Origin of the sequence: [Clostridium] saccharolyticum WM1 (genome assembly GCF_000144625.1) — a bacterium.
Taxonomy (GTDB): Bacteria; Bacillota; Clostridia; order Lachnospirales; family Lachnospiraceae; genus Lacrimispora; species Lacrimispora saccharolytica.
In genome coordinates this window covers 2,641,972-2,663,210 of the sequence record NC_014376.1, presented here as the reverse complement: position 1 = coordinate 2,663,210, position 21,239 = coordinate 2,641,972, and the positions used below count along the sequence as shown (strand labels likewise).

Below are 21,239 nucleotides of genomic sequence, written 5' to 3'. Positions count from 1 at the left end.
GGAAGAGAGAGTGGCTGCAAGAAAGAATGTGCGTTCCTATGGGAATTCCTCTTACGTACAGGGAAATACTGTTCGTAAAGCCATGCCGGTTCCATTGCCGGTCCATACACCAGATGAAAACCGTCGTCCGCCGGTAAACCATCAGGTCAGAAGAAACCGTGAAAAAGCCTTGCAGATGGACTTGCCTTATGTGGTCATGCTGACCATTGCTGCAGTCTGCACCCTCTGCCTGTGCGTGAATTATCTGCATTTGCAGTCCTCTATTACAGCCAATATCCATGGCGTTGAGCTTTTAGAAGCAAAACTGGAACATTTGAAAACTGAAAATGATGCACTGGAAATGAACATCAACACTTCCGTCGATTTAGACCATATATACAAAGTAGCTACTGAGGAACTTGGTATGGTCTATGCGAACAAAGACCAGATCCTTCACTATGATAAGACGGAAAGTGAGTATGTAAGACAGAATGAGGATATCCCGAAGCACTAATAAAAACAGGAATAAAAAGAGTAAGGTATTTCCCCGTTATATGCAGGAAAAGCTGGCGATTACTGTTCTGGTAATTACGCTGGCTTTGTTTGCATTAGTTTTGACCCTGTATAATCTGATGACGAATAAAAAGGAAGATTATAACCAGATCGTGCTGTCCCAGCAGGAATACGACAGCCGTACCATTCCCTTTCGGCGCGGGGACATCATGGACCGGAATGGAACCTACCTGGCTACCAGTGAAAAAGTATACAATTTAATCCTGGATCCCAAGCAGATCATGTCAGATCAGGAGGCTTTTCTGGAGCCGACTTTGTCAGCTCTGACAGAATGCTTTGGCTATGACCGGACAGAAATCATGAATCTGATCCAGGAGAAGAAGGATAAACAGTATGTACGCTATGCAAAGCAGCTGACATATGACGATAAGGAAAAGTATGAAAAGTACAAGGCTGAGCAGGCGGAGACTCTGAAAAAGGGTGGGAAGGCCATTAAGGGGATCTGGTTTGAGGATGAATACAAACGGGTGTATCCCTATAATTCTATGGGCTGCAACATCATTGGTTTTGCAAACGGCGACGGCATGGATGGGTCAGGAGGAATCGAGCAGTATTATAATACGACTCTTATGGGAACCAACGGAAGGGAATATGGGTACTTAAATGACGATTCTAACTTAGAAAGAGTCATTAAACCAGCCTCTAACGGCAACAATGTGGTTTCCACCATGGATGTAAATATTCAGAAGATCATTGAAAAATATATTTCCCAATGGGAACAGAATACAGGAAGCAAGCGGGTGGGCGTAATCGTTATGGACCCCAATAACGGCGAAGTCCTGGCGATGGCAAACGATAAGGCTTTTGATTTAAACAATCCCAGAACCTTAAGGCCGGAGTATACCGATGATGTGCTCCGCCAGCTTGGGATCAAGGAGGCGATGGACGATTACAAGAGAAAGAATAAGGACGCCCAGCCTTTAACGGAAGCAAGCGTTACACAACATTATACCAACGAAGAAATTATGTCACTGGGGACTCAGGTGGCATGGAACCAGACCTGGCGCAATTTCTGCATCAGCGATGGATTTGAACCGGGATCAACAGAAAAGATATTTACCGTCTCCGCCGCCATGGAAGAAGGGGCCATTACCGGAAATGAAACCTACGAATGCAATAAGTTCCTGGAAGTCGGAGGACATAAGATCAACTGCGTCAGCAGGTTTGGCCATGGCCTTATTACCGTTCAGGAGGGATTGATGAAATCCTGTAATGTGGTCATGATGCGTATTGCCCAGCAGATGGGAAAAGAGAAGTTCTATAAGTACCAGCAGATTTTTGGATTCGGTTCCAAGACAGGAATTGACCTGCCTGGAGAAGCGGACAACAAGACTCTGGTTTACACCCAGAATACGGCAGGACCTACGGATCTGGCGACCAATTCCTTTGGACAGAACTTCAGCTGTACCATGATCCAGATGGCTGCGGCCTATTGCTCTGTGATCAACGGCGGTTCCTACTATGAACCTCATGTGGTGAAGCAAATCTTAAACGAGCAGGGTTCTGTGATAAAAAAGGCAGAACCAGTCCTGGTCAGGGAAACCGTATCGGAATCCACCACAAAGTTCATCAATGAATCGCTGTTTAAGACTGTTAATGCGGCAGGAGGAACCGGAGGAGCCGCAAAGGTGACAGGATATAAAATTGCCGGAAAAACCGGTACAGCGGAGAAGATTCCCCGTGACAAGACCAATTACGTGGTGTCCTTCTGCGGCTACGCCCCGGCGGATAATCCGCAGGTTCTGGTTTACGTTGTGGTTGATGAACCCCATGTGGAGGATCAGCCTCACAGCACCTATGCCAGCGAGATTTTTCAGAAGATTATGACTGAGATTCTTCCTTATTTAAATGTGTTTCCGGATACCGATGTGGAATCTTCACCGCTGCCGGATGAGGCGGCAAAGCTTCCAGGTCAGGAAGGTATCACCAGCGAAACAGAAGGGGCTTCCCAGGAAGAAACCGCCTCAGGGGAATCTGGAACAGAAGAAACCACTGGAGCGGTTCCTACCTTGGAAGATGGGCAGCCGGTCCCGGATGAGTATTTAAATCCATCGGAAGAGTATGTCAACAGAGAGGCAGGAGATGACGGCTCCGATCTGCCGGCTTCACTTCCTTCAGATGAGACCCCGGGTCAGTAAGGAACTTTTTTTTAGAACTCATAAAAACTCCGGAAATTCATATACTGTAGAAATAATGGTGATGGAGCAGTGGATGAGTTCGAATAAGACACATCACAGAGAGAAAATAGCCATCCTGTTTTTCCTGTTATTTCTTGCCATGACAGGACTTATGGGGCGGCTTATTTTTCTAATGATTTTTCGTTCTGAGCATTACGGTGCCATGGCATTAGACCTTCATGAACGGGAAAGGACCATAAAAGCCGCCAGAGGAAATATCATTGATGCCAATGGGATGGTCATTGCCACTAACCGGACGGTATGTACCATATCGGTCATACACAACCAGATCAGAAAGGCGGATGAAGTTGTCGCGGTCCTTTCCAGAGAGCTGGGCCTTCAGGAGGATGAAGTTCGGAAAAAGGTAGAAAAATACAGTTCCAGGGAAATTATTAAGACGAATGTAGACAAGGCTCTGGGAGATCAGATCCGCAGCTATCATTTAGAAGGCGTAAAGGTGGATGAGGATTATAAGCGTTATTATCCTTATGATACCCTGGCTTCTACGGTACTCGGTTTTACAGGAGGGGATAACCAGGGAATCATCGGTCTGGAAGTAAAATACGAACAATACTTAAAAGGCCTTAACGGAAAAATTCTGACCATGTCCGATGCAGCGGGAATTGAGATTGAAAATGCGGCAGAGGACAGAATCGAGCCTGTGGCAGGACAGGACTTATATATCAGCCTGGATGTGAATATCCAGCGGTATTGTGAGCAGGCAGCATATCAGGTGATGGAGAAAAAGGGTGCAAAAAGAGTGTCGATCATTGTCATGAATCCACAGAACGGGGAAATAATGGCAATGGTAAATGCACCTGAATTTAATTTAAATGATCCGTTTACGCTAACTATGGATGCAGGAGTTCCTGCATCTGACAAAGAAAAACAGGATCTCCTTAACAAGATGTGGAGAAATCCATGCATTAACGACACCTATGAACCGGGCTCTACTTTTAAGATCGTTACTGCGGCCGCAGGGCTGGAAGCAGGTGCGGTGAAGCTTGACGACAATTTTTCATGCCCCGGCTTCCGGGTGGTAGAAGATCGTAAAATCAGATGTCATAAGGTAGGAGGCCATGGCTCGGAAACCTTTCTTCAGGGCATGATGAATTCCTGCAACCCTGTTTTGATCGATGTAGGACAGCGGCTTGGCGTGGATAATTACTATAAATATTTTGAACAGTTTGGCTTAAAGGGAAAAACCGGGATCGACCTTCCCGGGGAAGCATCGACCATTATGCACAAAAAAGAAGATATGGGGCTTGTGGAACTGGCAACCGTTTCCTTTGGCCAGTCATTCCAGATCACTCCCATGCAGCTGATCACCACTGCCTCTGCCATAATTAATGGAGGGAACCGTGTCACTCCTCATTTTGGAGTGAAATCAGTGAGCACAGACGGATCTTCGGTCAATACCTTCACTTATCCTGTAAAAGAGGGGATCCTTTCCCCGCAAACCAGCGAAACCATGCGTTATATTCTGGAACAGGTCGTGGCGGAGGGAAGCGGAAAAAGGGCGCAGGTCAACGGCTACCGGGTGGGCGGAAAAACAGCTACCTCTGAAAAACTTCCAAGAAGTCTGAAAAAGTACATTTCGTCTTTTATAGGCTTTGCTCCGGCAGATAATCCCCAGGTGATAGCCCTCATTACCATCGATGAGCCTCAGGGGATTTATTACGGCGGAACCATTGCTGCACCGGTCATTGCAGATATTTTTAAGAATATTCTTCCATACCTGGGAATCCAGCCAACGGAGGAAAAAACTGTTTCGGCGTTTCGAATCTATGGTTGATTATTCAAGCAAAAAGACGTATACTACTTACTGTGTACTTTTGAAATACAAATACATAAAATATTGAGGTGTGACATGATTAACGAAACGATTCTGGCAATCATCATAGCATTTGCCATCAGCGCCATGCTGTGTCCCATTGTAATACCATTTCTTCACAGGCTGAAATTTGGTCAGGAGGTCCGCAAGGAAGGGCCCGAAAGCCATTTGAAAAAGCAGGGAACTCCAACTATGGGAGGGCTTATCATATTGACCAGCATCATCATTACGTCGCTGTTTTATGTGAGGCAGTATCCCAAGATCATTCCAGTGCTTTTTGTGACCGTAGGATTTGGTATCGTAGGATTCCTTGATGATTACATCAAGATCGTAATGAAGCGGTCAGAGGGGCTTACGCCAGTTCAAAAGATGGCAGGTCAGTTAATCATCACAGGCATTTTTGCCTATTATCTGCTTCATTCAAAGGATGTGGGGACCGAAATGCTGATCCCCTTTACCGGAGGCTTTGAAAAAGGGCTGTATCTGAATTTAGGCATATTCTTTGTGCCGGCGGTATTTTTTATTGTTATAGGGACTGATAACGGGGTAAATTTCACGGATGGCCTGGATGGACTTTGTACCAGCGTTACCATTCTGGTAGCTACGTTCCTGACCGTAGTGTCAATTGGGGAAAATACGGGCATCAGTCCCATTACCGGTGCAGTGGTGGGAAGTCTTCTGGGTTTTCTGCTGTTTAATGTGTATCCTGCCAGAGTGTTCATGGGAGATACCGGTTCTCTTGGACTGGGAGGCTTTGTTGCCTCCAGTGCGTTTATGATGCAGATCCCTGTTTTCATCGCCATTATCGGTTTCATTTATTTGATCGAAGTATTATCTGTCATCATTCAGGTGACATATTTTAAGAGAACAGGCGGAAAAAGGATTTTTAAGATGGCACCTATCCATCACCACTTTGAGCTTAGCGGTTGGTCAGAAACCCGGGTGGTTGCTGTTTTTGCCATTGTGACAGCGGTTCTTTGCATGCTTGCATACCTTGGATTATAGGAGAGAAACCATATGAATCAGAAAATATTAGTTGCCGGCAGCGGAAAAAGCGGAATTGCCGCTTCCAGGCTGATCCTTAAAACAGGCGGTGAAGTGATTCTTTACGACAGCAATGCCGCCCTTCATAAGGAAGAGCTGCTTGGACGGTTGGGAGAAGAGGAGAGTGTTTCCGTTTTATTGGGGGAGCTTAAGAAGGAGGATCTTACCGATGTTAGCTTGTGTGTTATTAGCCCCGGTATTTCCATGGATGCGCCGTTTGTCTCTGTCTTAAAAGAAGCGGATATTCCGGTCTGGAGTGAGATCCAGCTGGCTTACCACCATGCAAAAGGAAAACTGGCAGCAATCACCGGAACCAATGGTAAGACAACCACTACGGCCCTTACGGGAGAAATTATGAAGGCACATTATGACCAGGTATTTGTAGTGGGCAATATTGGAGTTCCCTATACGGAGGAAGCCTTAAAGACTGGCGGTGATTCCGTGACGGTTGCCGAGATCAGCAGCTTCCAGCTTGAGACCATTACAGACTTCCGGCCGGATGTAAGCGCCATCTTAAACATAACACCTGACCACTTAGACCGTCATAAAACCATGGAATGTTACATAGAAGTAAAGGAACGGATTACATCAAACCAAAGACCTCAGGACTCCTGTATTTTAAATTTTGATGATCCGGTATTACGGGAATTTGGTGCCGCCTTAACGCCTAAGGCCGTCTACTTCAGCAGCCGCCAGTTTTTGGAGGAGGGTTACTGCATGGAAGGGGACAGGATCATCTGGAACCATAACGGAGAAAAGACGGAGATTGCCAATATTCATGAGATCCAGCTCCTGGGCCGCCATAACCATGAAAACATTATGGCTGCCGCCGCTATTTCAGCCCAAATGGGAGTTCCCATGGATGTAATCAGGAAGGTGGTCCGTGAATTCAAGGCGGTGGAGCACCGGATTGAATTTGTTGCTGAAAAAGCCGGGGTAAAATATTTCAACGATTCCAAGGGAACCAATCCTGATGCAGCCATCCAGGCAATCAAAGCCATGCCGGGGCCTACTCTGCTCATTGCCGGCGGCTATGACAAGAACTCTCAGTATGACGAATGGATAGAATCCTTTGACGGTAAGGTAAAGTACATGGTGCTACTGGGGCAGACCAGGGAAAAAATCGCTGAGTGCGCAGCCAGGCATGGTTTTACTAATGTAATGTATGCAGAGGATATGCAGGAAGCGGTAAAGGTCTGCGCCTCTTACGCCAACAGAGGGGATCACGTGCTTCTGTCCCCGGCCTGTGCCAGCTGGGGAATGTTTAAGTGCTATGAAGAACGTGGCGAAATCTTCAAGGAGTGTGTCCGGAACATGTAAAAGCGATGAGCCATGCCGTCGATTATGCGTGGGAGCTTGCTCACAAAGTATCAAACTTACAGATGTTTCTATAGGGCGAATGCCCGTCATTCATAATTTTTGGGTGCTTTTTTCGTTAAATTGTGAATGTCAATGCCGGGTGATATCCGCCGGACAATAAATGCCATGGCGGCATAAATCCACCGGATTAAATATGCCATGGAACATGTCATGAATGAAATAGCAGCAGGCGAGGAGGAATGATATGGCAGAAAAGAGGCCAGTGAAGAAAAAGAATAAACCGCGCCGTTTTTATGATTACAGTCTCTTATTTACTGTAATATTTCTGTCTGTTTTTGGCCTGGTCATGATTTACAGTGCCAGTTCTTACGCTGCCCAGCTTAAATTCAATGATGCCGCATATTTCATGATGAGGCAGGCCAAGATCGCGCTGGCAGGTTTTGTCATTATGATCGTAATATCCAAAATGGATTACCACTGGTACGCCAGGTTCGCCGTATTTGCCTACGTACTTTCTTATGTTCTTATGATTACGGTATCTCTGGTAGGACGTAAGGTTAACGGAAAAAGAAGGTGGCTGGGAGTAGGAAGCTTATCTTTCCAGCCTACGGAATTTGTAAAGATTGCCCTTATTGTCATGCTGGCGGTTCTGATCGTTCAGATGGGAAGAAATATTAATACGAGAAACGGTGTCATCCTGGTAATCGTGACTACCCTTCCTATTGCGGGGATTGTAGCGGCTAACAACTTAAGTTCCGGAATCATTATTGTTGGAATCGCTTTTGTTATGCTGTTTGTAGCCTGCAAAAAGAAATGGCCGTTTTTTGCCTGCGGTGTTGCAGGCGTAGGCTTGCTGGCTTTTGCCGGGCCAATGGCAACTGTTCTGGAAAAGATGAATATCCTCCATGATTACCAGTTAGGCCGTATTCTGGTATGGCTGGAACCGGAGGCTTATCCCTCCACTGGGGGGTATCAGGTGCTTCAGGGACTGTATGCCATAGGTTCCGGCGGTCTGGTGGGAAGAGGACTTGGGGAAAGCATACAGAAGATGGGGTTTGTGCCGGAAGCACAAAACGACATGATATTTTCCATCATCTGTGAGGAGCTGGGACTTTTTGGAGCGGTTTCCGTGATTCTGATTTTCCTTTTTATGATTTACCGGTTTATGCTCATTGCGGATAATGCGCCGGATCTGTTCGGAGCTTTGCTGGTTGTAGGTGTCATGGGCCACATTGCCATACAGGTCATCTTAAACATTGCGGTTGTGACTAATACCATACCAAATACCGGAATTACACTTCCCTTTATCAGCTATGGAGGAACTTCAGTCCTTTTCCTCATGATGGAGATGGGCATAGTCTTAAGCGTTTCCAACCAGATAAAGCTGGAAAAATAATGGGATGTGAAACCATTCTCTCACTTTTTACATAGGATAGTATATAAGAAGCCATGGGAGGTACCGGATTGTCAGTCATACAGGTCCAGGGGTTACGATCCTTAAAAGGTGAGATAAAAATTCAGGGTTCCAAAAATGCTGTACTGCCGATGATGGCAGCAGCGGTTCTCCATAAAGGTACAACAGTGATTCATAACGTCCCCAGGATACAGGATGTGTTCTGTATGCTGGGGATACTTGAGCATATTGGCTGCATATGCACCTTTGACGGTCATTCCTTGACCATTGATGCATCGACTGTGACACAGGCGGAGATTCCGGAGGAATATATAAAAAGCATGCGCTCTTCCATCATGCTGTCCGGTCCGCTGCTAGGAAGGACCGGAAATGCGGTTACCAGTTTTCCTGGAGGGTGTTCCATAGGGGAGCGTCCCATTGACTTACACTTGTCTGCCTTTCGGAAACTCGGGGCCGTAATTGAGGAAAAGGGTGATAAGCTTGTGGCGTCCGCAAATCGTTTGATGGGCGCCGATATTTATTTTCCCTTTCCCAGTGTGGGAGCTACGGAAAATGCCTTGATGGCTGCCGTATATGCCCAGGGAGTGACTGTTATCCATGGAGCAGCAAAGGAACCGGAAATCATCACTCTATGTGAATTTCTAAACAATATGGGTGCCAAAATACATGGAACCGGTACTTCCAGACTGGCGGTCACAGGTGTGAAAGCACTCTGGGATTCTGAATTCACTGTTGCCGGAGACCGGATTGTAGCAGGAACTTATTTAATGGCGGTTATGGCTGCAGAAGGAAATATCGTGATCCAGGGAATCAGGCCCGGGCATTTAACGGCTGCCCTTTATCTTGCTGAAAAAATGGGTGCGGAGATAAAATGGTACGAAAGTCAGCTGGAAGTATCCATGAGAGGCCGCCCGGACTGCATGGATGTTATGACAGAGCCCTATCCCGGATTCCCCACGGATCTCCAGTCCCAGCTAATGGCAGTGATGGCCTCCTCAAAAGGCATGGGAAGACTGAAGGAGACTATTTTTGAGGGACGGTTTGGGACGGCAAAAGAGTTGCGAAAGCTTGGAGCAGATATTATAATAGAAGAAAAACGGGCTGTCATACGCGGGCTTTATCCTTTAAAGGGAAACCGGGTAATTGCCACGGATCTGCGGGGAGGCGCGGCCCTTGTGGTTGCGGGCCTTGCAAGTGAGGGCGTGACCGAGATCCATGAGTGTCATCACATTGAACGGGGATATGAAGACATATGCCGTGATTTAAGCAGTCTAGGTGCAGCAATCAGAGGGTTGGAATGAAAGATTTGAGAAAAAGCAGAAGAAGAGTTAAATTTGGTATAATCGCTGCCGTGATTTTTCTGGGAACTGTCATTTTTTTGTCGCTGCAGATCAGGAATATTTCGGTGACCGGCAATAAAAAGTACACATCAGAGCAGATTATAGATATGATATTCAAGGATGGCTGGGACAGGAATGCGGTTTTTTGTCTCTACAAGGACCGCTTTCAGAGACATGAACAGATCCCCTTTGTGGAAGATTATAAAATCGTATTCCAAAGCCCGGTAACGGTAGAAGTGATCGTTTATGAAAAATCTGTGGTAGGCTATGTCTCCTATATGGGCAGCTACATGTATTTTGATAAGGATGGCATCGTTGTGGAAAGTTCCAGCGGAAAGCTGGACGGGATCCCATGGGTTACTGGGCTGCAGTTCGGGCATATTGCCCTGCACCAGCCCCTTCCTGTGGAGAAAGGAAAGATTTTCAGTGAAATCCTGACTCTTACCCAGCTTTTATCCACCAAAGAAATCCCTGTTGACCAGATCCGGTATGATTCCCGGGGAGATGCTACTCTTTTCATGGGAGATATCCGGGTTTTTCTTGGAAGCAATGACCAGATGAACGGAAAAATTTCTGAACTGAAGGACCAGCTTCCTGTTTTGGGCGGATTGTCTGGAACCCTTTATCTGGACACATATGACGAGGCGGAAACCGTCACTTCTTATCGGTTTGTGAAGGATAAATGAATTTACATAATTTGCTTGGAATTTTGTTTAAAAAATGGTTGATATTTTTGTGAAAATCAAATATTATATTAATTAGGTTTATATAGTAAGCTGTTTATGGTTAAAGGAGGATATAATCTTGTTAGAGATTAAGATAAATGAGGCGGACAATGCCGCAAGAATTCTGGTTATCGGAGTAGGTGGTGCCGGAAACAATGCGGTTAACCGCATGATTGATGAGAATATAGCTGGTGTGGAATTTCTTGGAATCAATACGGACAAGCAGGCCCTGCAGTTTTGCAAGGCTCCTACAGCCATGCAGATCGGAGAGAAGCTGACCAAAGGTCTTGGTGCAGGTGCCAAGCCCGAGATCGGAGAAAAGGCAGCTGAGGAGAATGCGGACGAGCTGGCCCAGGCCATGAAGGGTGCGGATATGGTGTTTGTAACCTGCGGAATGGGAGGCGGAACCGGTACCGGAGCGGCCCCTGTTGTGGCCAAAATTGCCAAAGATATGGGAATTCTTACCGTAGGCGTTGTGACAAAGCCTTTCCGCTTTGAAGCAAGGACCCGTATGAGCAATGCTAATAATGGAATTGAACGCTTGAAAGAGAGCGTGGATACCTTAATTGTTATCCCCAATGACCGTCTTCTGGAAATCGTGGACAGGCGTACTACTATGCCGGATGCCTTAAAAAAAGCGGATGAGGTTCTTCAACAGGCCGTTCAGGGAATTACGGATCTGATCAATGTGCCCGGACTTATTAACCTTGACTTTGCAGATGTGCAGACAGTCATGACAGACAAGGGCATTGCCCACATCGGTATCGGCAGGGCAAAGGGGGATGAAAAAGCATTGGAAGCCGTGAAACAGGCGGTATCCAGTCCGTTGCTTGAGACCACCATTGAGGGTGCATCTCATGTCATCATAAACATTTCCGGTGATATCAGCCTGGTGGAAGCCAATGAGGCAGCCAGCTACGTTCAGGAAATGGCAGGAGATGAGGCAAACATCATCTTTGGAGCGATGTATGATGAAAACGCTCATGATGAAGCCAGTATTACCGTAATTGCTACCGGACTGGACTTACAGTCAGAGACTCCGGTATCCAAGGTTATGACGAATTTTTCCAATCCTAACTATAAACAGCCAAAAGCAGCAGCTCAGACACAGGCCGTGAATCAGGAAGCAGCCGCCACAGCAGCAACTCCTGGATATAACCAGAATTATAATCCTAACTATGGCAATGCCAACTATTCCAATCAGAATTATCCTAACAACAACAGCAGCTTTAATAACCAGAATTATGGGAATCAGAATTACGGATCCGGAAACTATACAAAGCCGAATTATCAGGGACAAAGCAATAATCAGGGCACTCCTCAGGGAGGCGGACAACCTTATCGTCCAACGGTGAATAAGGAAGTTCAGATCAATATTCCGGATTTTTTAAGAAATAAAAGATAAATCATGATGCTACATAATCAGGCAGGTTCCGATGAACCTGTCTGTTTTTGAAACGCCCTGCGGGGATACCGGTACACCCGGTTATGTGGGGAGGGCGCCCGATGATCACGGGCAGTGATGAGGAAAGGAGCGGCACTATGTCAGAGAAAGAATTGGATTGGGAAATTTCGGAGGATTATTATAACAGCAGAGAGGATGAAAAAAACCTGTCTTTGGAAGATTTTATCACTGAATCAGACGGGCCGGGGCATGAACTTAAGGTTCCCGGACAACCGGATGAATTATTAATGAAGACAATTTCAGATGTCCGTCAGGTGCTGGCTTTGGCTCAGGAAGGAAAGAGCATTGGCCAGATTGCTTCCTCAACCGGCCTTTCTGAAAACTATGTTTACGATATACAGGTTTGTGCCCAGGGCTTCAGGGAGGATGACGAGATTGCCGTAGCTCATCTGGTTCTGGGATAGAAGGGAGGATTTGAGTTGATGAAAAAGATTTGTCCGATTTGTGATCTTCCGGTTAATGAGATGAATTACTGTCCGAGGTGCAGGCGGATGGTCCGCCAGCCCGTTCTGTGGCAGGCAGACTATTATTTGAATGAAAGAAGACCTGATTATGAAAACAGGGGGGAGCCGCATAAACCGGTTTCAACCGGGACCCAGCAAAAATGGAAAATACAGGGAAACCAGCAGAGCGGAACGATACCGGGAAACCAGCAGAGCGGAAATATACCAGGAAATCAGCAGAAAAGAAATATACCCGGAAATCCTCAAAAAGGGAACGTACAAGGGTCTGTAAGGCAGAATGGATCAATCCCCCCCTTCAACCCTGTTTATCAGGAGGAGAAGCGGTCCGCTGAGCCTGTTTCCGGCCATAAACCTTCCCAGCCTGCCCAATCGGGTCAGGCAAAAAAAAGGAGGAATTCCCTGACACCCCTGACAGGAGTTATTACCCTGCTCATTGTTTTGAATGCCGTACCAAAGGTTATTGGATCCATTGGACGGCTGATGGATGAAAAAAATGATTATGGTAATTATGAAACAGCGGTTCCTTACGACGATTCCGGCTTTACGGAGCTTGAAGAAGAGGAAGTAAAGGCCTCTAAAACGGCTTGTGACGGCTACATTCATTTTCCGGCCGACGGTAGTCAGATCGCAGCAGCTTTGGGGCAGTTTTTTAAAGAAACTGACTATGGCTATCAGGTGGAGGACGGGACGGTTTATTCTGATAATTATCTCTTTGAAGAAGAGAGCGGTCCAATTTCCTATTATGAGACCGTGGAAAGCTATTCTTTGGAAGACCAGGAAACCGGTCAACTGGATCCAGGTGATGAAAACTACGTATACCAATATGTGGATATTAACTATGATACAGCTACGGGAGAACTCCATGATTATATTTCTTCCTTGAAGGACCAGGAGGTTTCCCTTGTTTATTTGCAGGAGTTTCTAAGGCTCACAGAAGCAGCGGCAGGAATCCCTCAGGAGGAAAGCAGCATTCCGGCCATTATGGATCAGGCAAGAACAAAGGAATGGCAGGAAGATGGCTTGTTTATCTCGGAGGGCATGTTTGATATCAATGCATACCTTACTGATGACGGAATAAGAATTTATGTATCCTGCAGCAATCCTCAGGTCATGGAAAGCCAGGAGACGTAAACCGGATCGGAGCGGGATATGCCCAAAGTACATGGGCATTGATGAAGAAACAAAAGATAGGAGATTGACAGCATGAAAATTAAAGATATACTGAGCCAGGGAAATCCAACCTTATCCTTTGAAGTATTTCCTCCCAAAACAGAGGATAAATATGATTCAGTGGAACGGGCGGCAGCAGAAATTGCGAAGCTGAATCCTGCGTTTATGAGTGTTACATACGGTGCAGGCGGAGGGACCAGCCAATATACGGTTGATATCGCTTCTGCACTGCATCGCGAATATCAAGTGACAGCATTGGCTCATCTGACCTGTGTTTCTTCCACTAAGGAAAAGGTTCATCAGGTCCTTGGTGAACTGAAAAAGGCAGGAATTGAAAATGTGCTGGCTCTCCGGGGAGATATGCCTACTGATGCACCTGCCAAGAAAGAATACAATTACGCTTCTGAACTGATCAGGGAGATAAAGGAAGCAGGAGATTTCTGTATTGGCGCGGCCTGCTATCCAGAAGGCCATGTAGAATCCGTCAGCAAGACGATTGATATGGATTACCTGAAACAGAAAGTAGAGGCTGGATGTGATTTCGTTACCACCCAGATGTTTTTTGATAATAACATTTTATACAATTACCTATACCGCATCCGGGAAAAGGGAATTACTGTTCCGGTTGTTGCGGGAATCATGCCAGTCACCAATGTAAAGCAGATCATCCGAAGCTGTCAGCTTTCAGGTACCTATCTGCCTGCCCGTTTTAAGGCCATTGTGGACAGGTTCGGAGAAAATCCGGCAGCTATGAAGCAGGCAGGAATTGCTTATGCCACAGAGCAGATCATTGACCTTATAGCCAACGGAGTGAACGCCATTCATGTATATTCCATGAATAAGCCGGATGTGGCCTTAAAAATTAAGGAGAACCTTTCTGAAATTCTGTGATTCCTTTCCACCAGGGTCCGGCTCCTTAAAAAGGTCCGGACCCATTTAAAATGAAAAAACGGAGGAACATCAATGGAAATCAGCCGAAAGGAAATCCGCCGGTATCTGGGATACGGGAAAAATGAAGGTGATGAGGCTGTAAATGCTTTGATTGAGGAATGCATCAGGGAGCTAATGGCTTGTGCAACCCCTAAAAGCATTACCCGTGTATATCCCTTGGAACTGCTTTCTGATGACTGGATCAATTTTACCGTATTTAAGACCAAAAGCCGGAATTTAAGCCGGAATTTAGCGGATTGTGAACAGGTGATCTTATTTGCAGCTACCTTGGGTTCTGGTGTGGATGTACTTCTGCATAAGTATACAAAACTGCAGATGAGTAAGGCAGTTGTCATGCAGGCTGCAGCTGCAGCCATGATAGAGGAATATTGTGATGAAGAGAACCGGAAGCTGAAAGAAGAATATGAGGACCGGAAGCTGTACTTAAGGCCCAGGTTCAGTCCGGGCTACGGTGACTTTCCCTTAGTGTGCCAGAAGGATATTACGGCAGTATTAGAGACTTCCAAAAGGATCGGAATTACGCTGACGGACAGCCTTCTCATGATACCTTCCAAATCCGTCACTGCGGTTATGGGAGTCAGCGGGAAGCCTTACCGCTGCGAGATTCAGGGATGCGAATCCTGCAGCAAAACGGACTGTGCATACCGGAGAAATTAAAGGATACAAATGCAGATGGAGGAATGTATGGCAGGTATTTTAGAAGAAATAAAGAAGAGGATGGTTTTTTTTGACGGTGGGACGGGAAGCTTGTTGCAGGCCTGCGGCCTGGAGCCGGGAGAACTTCCGGAAACATGGAATGTTAAGCATCCGGATATTATTGCAAAGCTTCACCGGGATTATCTGGAAGCAGGAGCTGATATCATAAAAACCAATACCTTTGGGGCCAATGGGCTGAAATTCCACAAAGGTGCGGAATTTGACCTGGAAGAGGTGGTGACCGCAGCATTCAGAAATGCAAGGAATGCAGTGGATACGGCTTCATACCCGGAAGGAAAAGGAAAAGGATACATTGCCCTTGATTTAGGCCCTACGGGAAAGCTGTTAAAGCCCCTGGGAGATCTGGACTTTGAGGATGCTTATCAAATGTTTTCCAAGGTAGTAAAAATCGGGGAGAGGGAAGGGGCGGACCTGGTTCTTATTGAGACCATGAGCGACAGCTATGAGGCAAAGGCTGCTGTGCTTGCTGCAAAAGAAAACTCCAGCCTGCCAGTGTTCGTTACCATGATTTTCGATGAGAAAGGAAAGCTTTTGACCGGGGGAAATGTGGAATCCACGGTTGCCCTTTTAGAAGGCCTGGGTGTTGACGCTCTGGGCATCAACTGCGGCCTGGGGCCGGTTCAGATGAAGAGCATTTTAGCGGATATCATGAAGGTGGTATCCATACCGGTTATCGTCAATCCTAATGCCGGACTTCCAAGAAGCGAAGGCGGAAAAACGGTTTATGATATTGATGCGGGAGAGTTTGCGGATGCCATGAAGGAGATTGCAGAAGAGGGTGCCTGTGTGATTGGCGGCTGCTGCGGAACCACACCGGAACACATTAAAAAGACTGTTGCCCTCTGCAAGGATTTTCCTGTCAGACTGCCGGATAGGAAGAACCGGACCGTGATCTCTTCCTATTCCCAGGCAGTTCTGATCGGCGATGACCCGGTCATTATCGGAGAGAGGATCAATCCAACCGGGAAATCCAAGTTTAAACAGGCCCTTCGGGATCATAATCTGGAATACATCCTCCGGGAGGGAGTGACCCAGCAGGACAATGGAGCCCATGTCCTGGATGTGAATGTAGGCCTTCCCGAGATCGACGAGCCCTCCATGATGGTGGAAGTGATCAGGGAGCTCCAAAGCATCATTGACCTGCCTCTTCAGATCGATACCTCCAATACCGAAGCAATGGAGTGGGCAATGAGAGTTTACAACGGAAAGCCTCTTATTAACTCCGTTAATGGAAAAAAGGAAGTAATGGAGACCATATTCCCCTTGGTAAAACGGTATGGGGGCGTTGTGGTTGCCCTGGCTCTTGATGAAGACGGTATTCCGGAGACAGCGGATGGAAGAATTGCTGTTGCAAATAAAATCTATGAAAAGGCCGGGGAATATGGAATTGAGAAGAAGGATATCATCATTGATGCCCTCTGCATGACTGTCAGCTCTGACAGCAAGGGGGCTTTGACGACTCTTGAAACTTTAAGAAGGATACGGGATGAGCTGGGAGGAAGAACCATACTGGGAGTTTCCAACATTTCCTTCGGACTTCCTCAGAGAGAAATCATCAACTCCACCTTTTTTGCCATGGCCCTTCAAAATGGTTTAAGTGCGGCCATTATAAATCCTAATTCAGAGGCAATGATGCGTTCCTACTACAGCTTCCGGACGCTTGCTGGTCTGGACCCTCAATGCAGCGGCTATATCTCCGTTTACAGCGGCCAGGTCGCTACTTTGGGAGAAACGGTGAAACAGGGGACTGCTTCTTCCTCAGGCAGCACCTCCGGCAAAGATATGCCTTTGTCGGAAAGCATTGCAAAGGGACTGAAGGACCGGGCTCATGCCGCAGTAACTGAGCTGCTAAAAGAACTGGAGCCTTTGACCATTATTAATGAAGAGATGATTCCAGCCCTGGACCGTGTGGGAAAGGGCTTTGAAAACGGGACCGTGTTCCTTCCTCAGCTTTTAATGAGTGCGGAAGCTGCCAAGGCAGCCTTTGAGGTTATAAAAGAAAAGATGGCGGAGGGCGGTATGGCCCAGGAGAAAAAGGGAAAGATCATCCTGGCAACGGTCAAGGGAGATATTCATGACATCGGCAAGAATATTGTAAAGGTTCTCCTTGAAAACTATAGCTATGATGTCATTGACTTAGGAAAGGACGTTCCTCCTGAAAAAATCGTGGAGACAGCAGTAAGGGAGGGGGTAAAGCTGGTGGGCTTAAGTGCTCTTATGACCACTACGGTCCCCAGCATGGAGGAAACCATCAGACAGCTTAGGGAGACAGCTCCTGCCGTGAAAGTAATGGTAGGAGGTGCCGTGCTTACAGAAGGATATGCAAAAACCATTGGTGCGGACCAGTACTGCCGGGATGCCATGGCTTCCGTCAACTATGCAGAGGGCATATTCCATGGAAAATAGCCCCTCTGATTGACAAATACAGAAGGAATGGTATAATTATCCACGAAAGCAATGAGTCGTGGGAAACAGGGCTTTGGAGAAGTTTCGTCGTGCCCGCACGTAAGAAACTTTTTTCGCTGCCCTGTTTCATAGGGCGAATGCCCGTGATCCAACGATTTACAAACCACTGGATTGGCAGAATCCGCTGGTTACCAGAATTCGTTGGATTCCACAACGGATTTACGATATAAAATATCTGGAGGTACAAAATGGGAAAGATTATTTTAACAGGGGACCGGCCCACCGGAAAGCTCCATATCGGCCATTATGTTGGTTCGTTGAAGCGAAGGGTGGAGCTGCAGAATTCCGGTGAATTTGACGAGATTTTTATTATGATTGCGGATGCCCAGGCACTTACGGACAATGCCGATAATCCGGAAAAGGTTCGTCAGAATATCATTGAGGTTGCGCTGGATTACCTTTCCTGCGGGCTGGACCCGGAGAAATGTACCCTGTTTATCCAGTCACAGATTCCGGAGCTCACAGAGTTGTCCTTTTACTTTATGAATCTGGTAACCGTATCCAGGCTTCAGAGGAATCCCACGGTAAAATCCGAGATTGCCATGAGGAATTTTGAAACCAGTATACCGGTAGGCTTCTTCACCTACCCCATCAGCCAGGCAGCAGACATTACAGCTTTCCAGGCCACTACGGTGCCCGTAGGAGAGGACCAGGAGCCAATGATCGAGCAGACCAGGGAAATCGTGCGTAAGTTTAATTCTGTTTACGGAGATGCCCTTGTGGAACCGGAAATCCTGCTTCCGAATAATAAGGCGTGCTTACGGCTTCCGGGAACCGACGGCAAAGCCAAGATGAGCAAATCTCTTGGAAACTGCATCTATTTATCTGATACGGAAGAAGAAGTAAAGAAAAAGGTCATGAGCATGTATACAGATCCAAACCATATCCAGGTTTCCGATCCGGGAGAGGTGGAAGGGAATACGGTATTTACTTATCTGGATGCCTTCTGTAAGGATGAGGATTTTGGTAAATATCTGCCTGACTATAAGAATCTTGACGAACTTAAGGATCATTACAGACGGGGCGGTTTAGGGGATGTGAAGGTAAAGAGGTTCTTAAACAGCATCCTGCAGGCGGAGTTAGAGCCGATCCGCAGGAGAAGAAAGGAATATGAGGCTAATATTCCATACGTATACCAGATATTGAAAGAGGGAAGCCGCAGGGCTGAGGCGAAAGCGGCCCAGACTTTAAATGGTGTGAAAGAAGCCATGAAGATCAATTATTTTGATGATCTGGAATACATTGAGGAACAGGCAAGAAAGTATAAGGGCCAGGAATAGGGACGTATATGAGGATAGTATCCATCACCGAAATTCTAGAATGCAATGAATGGATCAGGGGCCAGGGTCTGGAATTTAAGATCCACTTAAGAGATGCCTGCGGGAAGCAGTCCTGCTGGATCGAATCATTAAGTGATAAAAATGACAGCGGTCAATGGAAGGAGCTTTATAAGACTTTGGAGGAGTTTTTTTCCGGGCTCCGGTTCCGGCTGGAATACGGAGAAGATAAAAAAGCCTTCTGGCTGTTGTAGTTAATAGACAATAATACCGGAGAAGTGCAAAGGGAAAACGGTTTTCTTAGCACTTTTCCGGTATTTTTCTGTTTTTTGGGAATATCACGAAAACCGGGAATAACAATGTGGATGCCTTGCATAATAAGTAATATTAATGAATTTACTTTTCATATAAAACATGCTGATTAATAAGATGAATAAAAGTTTAGCAGCAGACGTTCTGCAATGTCACTTATCGCAGCAAAAGCTCTGGTTTTATTTATCATTACTTGTATTAATTGATGCATTGACCGTACGGAATGTAAAGGGCGGCTTAATCGGTATTATTTTTCAACTCTATCAGGGGCAAACGCTTTTTTTATATATGGAAAAATCAGTAATAATTATCAGTGTCAGTATTGAAATTTCTGGTAAAATGTGGTATACTCATGGTGGAAATTAGGAATGACTAACTTATAAAATTATGGAAATAAGCCATATTAAAGAAGTATGGCTGAAATGGCGTACATGATTGGAATTTAAAATGAGGCTGCTGTTTTTGGTATGGCAACAAAATTGTTACCTGTATGACAGTCAATAATAAAAACAAGGAAACTGGTAAGAATTCCCTTAGGGGATTCCAGCCATTGTGGAACCCATTGAAAAGAAAAGGAGAAAAAATGATGAACTATCTGGAGATTGAAAAAGTAATAGGAAGAGAAATAATTGATTCCAGAGGTAATCCTACGGTTGAGGCTGAGGTACATCTGGCAGACGGGACCATTGCCAGAGGAGCGGCTCCCAGCGGTGCTTCTACCGGTGTTTTTGAAGCTTTGGAGCTTCGGGATGGAGACAAGGCCCGTTATGGCGGAAAAGGTGTCTTAAATGCCGTTCATAACATCAATACGGTGATTCATTACGCCATCACGGGAATGGACGTATCTGATATTTATGCCATTGATCAGGCAATGCTTTCCGCTGATGGGACAAAGGATAAGTCCAGACTGGGAGCCAATGCCATCCTGGCAGTGTCCATTGCCTGCGCCAGAGCAGCGGCTGTCAGCATGGGGATTCCTCTTTACCGCTTCTTGGGAGGAATATCCGGCTCCCGGCTCCCGGTTCCCATGATGAATATATTAAACGGCGGAGCCCATGCGGCCAATACGGTAGATGTCCAGGAGTTTATGATCATGCCGGCAGGTGCTTCCAGTTTTAAGGAAGGTCTGCGCTGGTGTACGGAAGTGTTCCATTGCCTGGCTTCCATATTAAAGGCAAAGGGTCTGGCTACGGCGGTAGGAGACGAGGGTGGTTTTGCTCCGGACTTAGACAGTGATGAAGCGGCCATTGAGCTGATTCTTGAGGCTGTCAGAAAGGCAGGCTACGAGCCTGGCCGTGATTTTGTCCTGGCAATGGATGCAGCTTCCAGTGAGTGGAAGGGTGAGAAGCAGGGAGAGTATATCCTTCCCAAGTGCGGAAAACACTTTACTTCTGAAGAACTTATTGAGCACTGGAAGAAGCTGTGTGAAAAGTATCCTATTTATTCCATTGAGGATGCCCTTGATGAAGAAGACTGGGAAGGCTGGAAGAAGCTTACGGAAACGTTGGGCAGCAAGATCCAGTTGGTTGGAGATGATTTATTTGTTACCAATACGGAGCGCTTAAGGAGAGGAATCCAGGACGGCTGCGGCAATTCCATTCTGATTAAGCTCAATCAGATCGGTTCAGTATCTGAAACCCTTGAGGCGATCAAGATGGCTCACAGTGCAGGTTATACTGCCATCGTATCCCACCGTTCCGGTGAAACAGAAGATACAACCATAGCAGATCTTGCCGTGGCTCTTAACACCTGCCAGATTAAGACGGGTGCACCTAGCAGAAGTGAGCGTGTGGCAAAATACAACCAGTTGCTTCGCATTGAAGAAGAGCTGGGGGAAAGTGCGGTTTATCCGGGAATGGAAGCGTTTCATATCCGGCGGTCATAAGAAATGAAAAGGCCCGGCAGGTCTGGTATTTGAAACCTGCCGGGCCTTTGCTGCGGCTTGTAAAAGGAATTGATGAAAGAGGCAAAAGATGATATGCTATAAGACATAAGAAATCCAAAAAGGAGA

Annotated in this window: 18 protein-coding genes; all 18 read left to right on the top strand. The window is 46.4% G+C overall.

Annotated elements, in window-relative coordinates:
- The first annotated feature begins 10 nt into the window (after positions 1 to 10).
- The 18 genes from CLOSA_RS12440 to eno all read left to right on the top strand — a co-directional run bounded on the left by CLOSA_RS12440 (position 11) and on the right by eno (position 21,113).
- Entirely contained in the window at positions 11 to 493 is a 483-nt protein-coding gene (locus CLOSA_RS12440) for an FtsB/FtsL family cell division protein (protein WP_013273120.1), read from the top strand.
- The gene (locus CLOSA_RS12435; protein ID WP_049791659.1) at positions 471 to 2,690 is read left to right on the top strand and encodes a peptidoglycan D,D-transpeptidase FtsI family protein; all 2,220 of its coding nucleotides are present in this window, start codon (positions 471 to 473) and stop codon (positions 2,688 to 2,690) included. The genes CLOSA_RS12440 and CLOSA_RS12435 overlap by 23 nt, the downstream gene beginning before the upstream one ends.
- A 73-nt stretch (positions 2,691 to 2,763) precedes the next feature.
- Positions 2,764 to 4,524, top strand: a complete 1,761-nt coding sequence (locus CLOSA_RS12430; RefSeq protein WP_013273118.1) for a peptidoglycan D,D-transpeptidase FtsI family protein — start codon at positions 2,764 to 2,766, stop codon at positions 4,522 to 4,524.
- Positions 4,525 to 4,599: 75 nt separating this feature from the next.
- Entirely contained in the window at positions 4,600 to 5,568 is a 969-nt protein-coding gene (gene mraY / locus CLOSA_RS12425; protein ID WP_013273117.1) for a phospho-N-acetylmuramoyl-pentapeptide-transferase, read from the top strand.
- A 12-nt stretch (positions 5,569 to 5,580) separates the two neighbouring features.
- Positions 5,581 to 6,927, top strand: coding sequence for a UDP-N-acetylmuramoyl-L-alanine--D-glutamate ligase (gene murD, locus CLOSA_RS12420; RefSeq protein WP_013273116.1), 1,347 nt, complete (start codon positions 5,581 to 5,583; stop codon positions 6,925 to 6,927).
- Between the two features lie 244 nt (positions 6,928 to 7,171).
- Positions 7,172 to 8,323: an FtsW/RodA/SpoVE family cell cycle protein gene (locus tag CLOSA_RS12415; protein WP_013273115.1), complete on the top strand. Its 1,152-nt coding sequence runs from the start codon at positions 7,172 to 7,174 to the stop codon at positions 8,321 to 8,323.
- A gap of 68 nt (positions 8,324 to 8,391) precedes the next feature.
- On the top strand, positions 8,392 to 9,642 hold the full coding sequence (murA, locus tag CLOSA_RS12410) for a UDP-N-acetylglucosamine 1-carboxyvinyltransferase (RefSeq protein WP_013273114.1): 1,251 nt from the start codon (positions 8,392 to 8,394) through the stop codon (positions 9,640 to 9,642).
- Positions 9,639 to 10,367, top strand: coding sequence for a cell division protein FtsQ/DivIB (locus CLOSA_RS12405; RefSeq protein ID WP_013273113.1), 729 nt, complete (start codon positions 9,639 to 9,641; stop codon positions 10,365 to 10,367). The genes murA and CLOSA_RS12405 overlap by 4 nt, the downstream gene beginning before the upstream one ends.
- Positions 10,368 to 10,485: 118 nt before the next feature.
- Positions 10,486 to 11,811, top strand: coding sequence for a cell division protein FtsZ (gene ftsZ / locus CLOSA_RS12400; protein WP_013273112.1), 1,326 nt, complete (start codon positions 10,486 to 10,488; stop codon positions 11,809 to 11,811).
- 137 nt (positions 11,812 to 11,948) lie between these two features.
- Positions 11,949 to 12,275 (top strand): helix-turn-helix domain-containing protein, encoded by a 327-nt coding sequence (locus tag CLOSA_RS12395; RefSeq protein ID WP_041709166.1) that lies wholly within the window; start codon positions 11,949 to 11,951, stop codon positions 12,273 to 12,275.
- Between the two features lie 18 nt (positions 12,276 to 12,293).
- On the top strand, positions 12,294 to 13,466 hold the full coding sequence (locus CLOSA_RS21765) for a proline-rich domain-containing protein (protein WP_013273110.1): 1,173 nt from the start codon (positions 12,294 to 12,296) through the stop codon (positions 13,464 to 13,466).
- Positions 13,467 to 13,538: 72 nt separating this feature from the next.
- The gene (gene metF / locus CLOSA_RS12385) at positions 13,539 to 14,396 is read left to right on the top strand and encodes a methylenetetrahydrofolate reductase [NAD(P)H] (RefSeq protein ID WP_013273109.1); all 858 of its coding nucleotides are present in this window, start codon (positions 13,539 to 13,541) and stop codon (positions 14,394 to 14,396) included.
- 72 nt (positions 14,397 to 14,468) lie between these two features.
- Positions 14,469 to 15,113 carry a vitamin B12 dependent-methionine synthase activation domain-containing protein gene (locus CLOSA_RS12380; RefSeq protein ID WP_013273108.1) on the top strand — a complete coding sequence of 215 codons (645 nt, stop codon included), beginning with the start codon at positions 14,469 to 14,471 and terminating at the stop codon, positions 15,111 to 15,113.
- A 27-nt stretch (positions 15,114 to 15,140) separates the two neighbouring features.
- Positions 15,141 to 17,579, top strand: coding sequence for a homocysteine S-methyltransferase family protein (locus tag CLOSA_RS12375; protein WP_013273107.1), 2,439 nt, complete (start codon positions 15,141 to 15,143; stop codon positions 17,577 to 17,579).
- 248 nt (positions 17,580 to 17,827) lie between these two features.
- Positions 17,828 to 18,919, top strand: a complete 1,092-nt coding sequence (trpS, locus tag CLOSA_RS12370) for a tryptophan--tRNA ligase (protein WP_013273106.1) — start codon at positions 17,828 to 17,830, stop codon at positions 18,917 to 18,919.
- Between the two features lie 8 nt (positions 18,920 to 18,927).
- Positions 18,928 to 19,170: an RDAC family protein gene (locus tag CLOSA_RS12365; RefSeq protein WP_013273105.1), complete on the top strand. Its 243-nt coding sequence runs from the start codon at positions 18,928 to 18,930 to the stop codon at positions 19,168 to 19,170.
- 175 nt (positions 19,171 to 19,345) lie between these two features.
- The gene (locus CLOSA_RS22665; RefSeq protein WP_157669016.1) at positions 19,346 to 19,594 is read left to right on the top strand and encodes a hypothetical protein; all 249 of its coding nucleotides are present in this window, start codon (positions 19,346 to 19,348) and stop codon (positions 19,592 to 19,594) included.
- Between the two features lie 220 nt (positions 19,595 to 19,814).
- Positions 19,815 to 21,113, top strand: coding sequence for a phosphopyruvate hydratase (eno, locus tag CLOSA_RS12360; protein WP_041708629.1), 1,299 nt, complete (start codon positions 19,815 to 19,817; stop codon positions 21,111 to 21,113).
- Positions 21,114 to 21,239 lie beyond the last annotated feature (126 nt).

What these genes read in the sequence shown, in the direction of transcription:
- CLOSA_RS12395 (WP_041709166.1), top strand. Translation starts at nt 11,949, where the DNA reads ATGTCAGAGAAAGAATTGGATTGGGAAATTTCGGAGGATTATTATAAC.
- mraY (WP_013273117.1), top strand. Translation starts at nt 4,600, where the DNA reads ATGATTAACGAAACGATTCTGGCAATCATCATAGCATTTGCCATCAGC.
- metF (WP_013273109.1), top strand. Translation starts at nt 13,539, where the DNA reads ATGAAAATTAAAGATATACTGAGCCAGGGAAATCCAACCTTATCCTTT.
- eno (WP_041708629.1), top strand. Translation starts at nt 19,815, where the DNA reads ATGAACTATCTGGAGATTGAAAAAGTAATAGGAAGAGAAATAATTGAT.
- CLOSA_RS12380 (WP_013273108.1), top strand. Translation starts at nt 14,469, where the DNA reads ATGGAAATCAGCCGAAAGGAAATCCGCCGGTATCTGGGATACGGGAAA.
- CLOSA_RS21765 (WP_013273110.1), top strand. Translation starts at nt 12,294, where the DNA reads ATGAAAAAGATTTGTCCGATTTGTGATCTTCCGGTTAATGAGATGAAT.
- CLOSA_RS12365 (WP_013273105.1), top strand. Translation starts at nt 18,928, where the DNA reads ATGAGGATAGTATCCATCACCGAAATTCTAGAATGCAATGAATGGATC.
- CLOSA_RS12415 (WP_013273115.1), top strand. Translation starts at nt 7,172, where the DNA reads ATGGCAGAAAAGAGGCCAGTGAAGAAAAAGAATAAACCGCGCCGTTTT.
- CLOSA_RS12435 (WP_049791659.1), top strand. Translation starts at nt 471, where the DNA reads ATGAGGATATCCCGAAGCACTAATAAAAACAGGAATAAAAAGAGTAAG.
- CLOSA_RS12430 (WP_013273118.1), top strand. Translation starts at nt 2,764, where the DNA reads ATGAGTTCGAATAAGACACATCACAGAGAGAAAATAGCCATCCTGTTT.
- trpS (WP_013273106.1), top strand. Translation starts at nt 17,828, where the DNA reads ATGGGAAAGATTATTTTAACAGGGGACCGGCCCACCGGAAAGCTCCAT.
- murD (WP_013273116.1), top strand. Translation starts at nt 5,581, where the DNA reads ATGAATCAGAAAATATTAGTTGCCGGCAGCGGAAAAAGCGGAATTGCC.
- CLOSA_RS12405 (WP_013273113.1), top strand. Translation starts at nt 9,639, where the DNA reads ATGAAAGATTTGAGAAAAAGCAGAAGAAGAGTTAAATTTGGTATAATC.
- CLOSA_RS22665 (WP_157669016.1), top strand. Translation starts at nt 19,346, where the DNA reads ATGAATAAAAGTTTAGCAGCAGACGTTCTGCAATGTCACTTATCGCAG.
- CLOSA_RS12375 (WP_013273107.1), top strand. Translation starts at nt 15,141, where the DNA reads ATGGCAGGTATTTTAGAAGAAATAAAGAAGAGGATGGTTTTTTTTGAC.